Annotated in this window: 2 protein-coding genes and 1 rRNA gene; all 3 read left to right on the top strand. The window is 46.2% G+C overall.

The window, feature by feature from the left end; all coding sequences use genetic code 11:
* Positions 1-2,933, top strand: a 23S ribosomal RNA gene (locus RUMTOR_RS05430).
* 438 nt (positions 2,934-3,371) lie between these two features.
* Positions 3,372-3,932 (top strand): stage V sporulation T C-terminal domain-containing protein, encoded by a 561-nt coding sequence (locus RUMTOR_RS05425; RefSeq protein WP_044998009.1) that lies wholly within the window; start codon positions 3,372-3,374, stop codon positions 3,930-3,932.
* A 110-nt stretch (positions 3,933-4,042) separates the two neighbouring features.
* The gene (locus RUMTOR_RS05420) at positions 4,043-4,423 is read left to right on the top strand and encodes a TIGR04086 family membrane protein (protein WP_009243477.1); all 381 of its coding nucleotides are present in this window, start codon (positions 4,043-4,045) and stop codon (positions 4,421-4,423) included.
* The last annotated feature ends 207 nt before the right edge of the window (positions 4,424-4,630 follow it).

The following is a 4,630-nucleotide window of genomic DNA, read 5'->3' as shown; positions in this document are numbered from 1 at the left end:
TGATAAGCTGGGAAAAGCTTTCGGGGTAGGGGCGAATACCCATCGATCGCAGAGATATAATGAAGATGGAAACCTAACTGAGCAGTCGTCAGTTATCCTGACGCCAATCCATAACGTCAGGAAGGGAACCCGGTGAACTGAAACATCTAAGTAGCCGGAGGAAGAGAAAACAACATGTGATTCTGTGAGTAGCGGCGAGCGAAAACGGAAGAGCCCAAACCGGGATGCGTGCATCCCGGGGTTCGGACCGCGGAATTGATTCAACAAGTTTAGCAGAACAGTTTTGGGAAAGCTGACCAAAGAGGGTGAAAGTCCCGTAAGCGAAAGGCGAGTTGACATGGCGGTATCCAGAGTAGGTCGAGACACGTGGAACCTTGACTGAATATGCGGGGACCACCCCGTAAGGCTAAATACTCCTTAGTGACCGATAGCGCATAGTACTGTGAAGGAAAGGTGAAAAGGACCCCGGGAGGGGAGTGAAAAAGAACCTGAAACCATATGTTTACAAGCTGTGGAACATCTTTATATGATGAACCGCGTACTTTTTGTAGAACGGTCCGGCGAGTTACGCTGGCTGGCGAGGTTAAGCACTGAAGGTGCGGAGCCGAAGGGAAACCAAGTCTGAACAGGGCGAAAGTCAGTCGGAGTAGACCCGAAACCGGGTGATCTATCCATGTCCAGGTTGAAGTTGCCGTAAAAGGCAATGGAGGACCGAACCCACATCCGTTGAAAAGGGTGGGGATGAGGTGTGGATAGGGGAGAAATTCCAATCGAACCCGGAGATAGCTGGTTCTCCTCGAAATAGCTTTAGGGCTAGCCTCATACAAGTCTTGCGGAGGTAGAGCACTGAATTCCTACGGGGGCGTCAAAGCTTACCAAGGGATATCAAACTCCGAATGCCGTGTAGATGATGTATGGGAGTCAGACTATCCGAGATAAGTTGGGTAGTCGAAAGGGAAAGAGCCCAGACCTGCAGCTAAGGCCCCAAAATGTGTGTTAAGTGGAAAAGGATGTGGGATTTCGAAGACAACTAGGATGTTGGCTTAGAAGCAGCCATCCATTAAAAGAGTGCGTAATAGCTCACTAGTCGAGAGGTCCTGCGCCGAAAATGTCCGGGGCTGAAACACACTGCCGAAGCTCAGGGATGAACAGTGATCAATACAGATCAATGCAAGAGGAAAGCTTCTTGATGAAATCAAGAAGATTCCAAAACAGATGGAACAGACTGCTGTTGGTCTGCGTTGATCACTGTTCATCGGTAGAGGAGCATTCTTAAAGAGACGAAGCTGTACCGAAAGGAGCAGTGGATTTTTAAGAAGAGAGAATGCCGGAATGAGTAGCGAGAAAGAGGTGAGAATCCTCTTGGCCGAATATCTAAGGTTTCCAGGGTAAAGCTGATCTGCCCTGGGTAAGTCGGGGCCTAAGGCGAGGTCGAAAGACGTAGTCGATGGATAACAGGTTGAAATTCCTGTACTATCCTGTAACAGAACTGTGGGGACGCAGACAGAGAGCACAAGCCGGGAATGGAAAGACCGGTGCAAGCGAGGTAGGAGTACATCAGGCAAATCCGGTGTGCAATCCGAAGACGTGATGCGGATCGAAAAGAAGTAGAGAAGTGTGTGAGCTGGCTGCCAAGAAAAGCCGCTATTGTTTACAGGATACCCGTACCGTAAACCGACACAGGTGGATGAGGAGAGAATCCTAAGGCCGACGGGAGAAGCATTGTTAAGGAACTCGGCAAAATGACTCCGTAACTTCGGGAGAAGGAGTGCCATGCGAATGGCCGCAGAGAATTGGCCCAAGCAACTGTTTAGCAAAAACACAGGTCTATGCGAAACCGAAAGGTGAGGTATATGGGCTGACGCCTGCCCGGTGCTGGAAGGTTAAGGGGAGAGGTTAGCGCAAGCGAAGCTTTGAACTTAAGCCCCAGTAAACGGCGGCCGTAACTATAACGGTCCTAAGGTAGCGAAATTCCTTGTCGGGTAAGTTCCGACCCGCACGAAAGGCGTAATGATTTGGGCACTGTCTCAACAATGCACCCGGTGAAATTGAAATACCAGTGAAGATGCTGGTTACCTGCGCCAGGACGGAAAGACCCCATGGAGCTTTACTCTAGCTTGATACTGGGATTCGATATTGCATGTACAGGATAGGTGGGAGACTAGGAAGTGGTGACGCCAGTTGCCATGGAGTCAATGTTGGGATACCACCCTTGCAGTATTGGGTTTCTAACCAGCAGCCGTGATCCGGCTGGGGGACAATGTCAGGTGGGGAGTTTGACTGGGGCGGTCGCCTCCGAAAGGGTATCGGAGGCGCTCAAAGGTTCCCTCAGAATGGTTGGAAACCATTCGAAGAGTGCAAAGGCAGAAGGGAGCTTGACTGCGACACCGACGGGTGGAGCAGGTACGAAAGTAGGACTTAGTGATCCGGTGGTATAAAGTGGGATTGCCATCGCTCAACGGATAAAAGCTACCCTGGGGATAACAGGCTTATCACTCCCAAGAGTTCACATCGACGGAGTGGTTTGGCACCTCGATGTCGGCTCATCGCATCCTGGGGCTGTAGTCGGTCCCAAGGGTTGGGCTGTTCGCCCATTAAAGCGGTACGCGAGCTGGGTTCAGAACGTCGTGAGACAGTTCGGTCCCTATCCGGCGTGGGCGTAGGATATTTGAGAGGAGCTGCCCTTAGTACGAGAGGACCGGGGTGGACTGGCCGCTGGTGTATCTGTTGTATTACCAAGTGCATAGCAGAGTAGCCAAGCCGGGAAGGGATAAACGCTGAAGGCATCTAAGCGTGAAGCCCCCCTCAAGATGAGATATCCCATAACGTCAAGTTAGTAAGACCCCTTGAAGACGACGAGGTAGATAGGGCAGAGGTGGAAGTGTGGCAACACATGGAGCTGACTGTTACTAATAGGTCGAGGGCATAACCAAAGCGGAGATAGGCACATGTCGTTGGTTAGCATCTGTGTTTTAGATGCTTATCAAAGACGGTACCCGTAAGGGTAGGATGAAAAAGATTCTTTGTATGTAGTTTTGAAGGTATATGTAAACGAGATATAAATAAGAAGAGAATATTTTCCAAACGGAATGAGAGAAGGCAGCGTCTGAAAAGGCGTTGTCTTTTTTTGCGGCAGAGGCAAGCTAAAGTCGGGCTTGTCAGAAATATTCTAATAATTATATGTGCCGGTTAAATATTTAAGGAAACACTGATTAATGATTTGATTTTCTTCAAGAATGGACATTGTATAATGATCAGTTCTGATTTTTTAAAAACAAGTGTCGTTTTTGTATTCCTGCCGGAGAAACGCATAAAAACCTTAGTTTTACAGATACTACCTTTATTGACAGAAATATGATAAAGATAGAAATTTGCAAACGGAGGATTTTTATGAAAGCACAGGAATCGTAAGAAGAATTGATGATCTCGGCAGAATTGTATTTCCGAAAGAAATCAGAAGAACGCTTCGTATACGCGAGGGAGATCCTTTGGAAATATTTACTGACAGAGAAGGCGAAATTATTTTGAAAAAGTATTCTCCGATCGGTGAATTTGGAATGCCTGTAAAATTGTATGCGGAAAGTTTATCTCAGACAATGGGGTGTACAGTGTGTATTACAGATACAGATCAGGTTATCGCTGTTTCGGGAGCAGGTAAAAAAGATTTAGAAGAAAGATTTGTAAGAAAAGAGTTTCTTCAGGTTTTGGGAAACAGAGAAGTTTTAACGGCGTGTCAAGGAGATGACAGATATGTAAAAGTGACGGAAGAAATGAATGAATATGAGGATGAAGTTATATCTCCTATTATCAGCGCGGGAGATATAATCGGGGCAGTCGTTTTATTAAACAAAGATAAGAAAAAACATTTTGGCGAAGTAGAACAAAGAGTTGCCGTCAGCGCAGCGGATTTTTTGGGAAGACAAATGGAATAACAGCAAGAACAGCTTGGTAAATATGAGGGAAATAAGTATTTTCACCAGTCATAAATCTTTCGGGACAAACATATGCTTTATTAGTGATGATACGAAACGGGAGGTTTGTGATGGAAGCAAAAGAATATGGAAATGTTGGGAAAAAGGCGATCTGGTTCGTGAAATCACTTTTGTGTGGTTATATTGTGACAGGATTCTTACTTTTGATACTGGCGCTGATGCTTTATAAGCTTGGTTTGAGTGAACAAAATGTCAATGCCGGAATTGTTTTAATTTATGTGATTTCAACATTTTCCGCGGGTTTTGTACTTGGGAAGTTGGCGGGAAAAAGAAAATTCTTATGGGGGCTGTTTGCCGGAATAACATATTTTGTCCTGCTTATGCTGATTACTTTGGGAGTATACCATGCGTTTCAAGGGAATGTGACAAATATTGCTGTGACATTTTTGCTGTGCGCCGGAGGGGGAATGCTCGGAGGAATGATTGCCTGAAAACAGTTCATATCTCAATCATTTCTCAATCTTGCAGAGCAGTTAAAAATGTAGGTTTGTCAAACATATGTTACACCCCGATCAATAAATTCCCTCAGAACAGTTTGTGGTGATTTCCACCCCAGAGGTCTCATGGGAAACTGGTTATCATCCCTACGGTTATAGGTTTGAAGCTGCTGGAAAAATCCTCAAAGGATGGAAAGTATG

The sequence above is a fragment of the [Ruminococcus] torques ATCC 27756 genome (genome assembly GCF_000153925.1).
GTDB lineage: Bacteria > Bacillota > Clostridia > Lachnospirales > Lachnospiraceae > Mediterraneibacter > Mediterraneibacter torques.
The sequence above is the reverse complement of the archived record's forward strand: the minus strand, read 5'-3'. Positions and strand labels throughout refer to the sequence as shown.

Coding starts and splice junctions, on each gene's coding strand:
- RUMTOR_RS05420 (WP_009243477.1), top strand. CDS start 4,043: ATGGAAGCAAAAGAATATGGAAATGTTGGGAAAAAGGCGATCTGGTTC.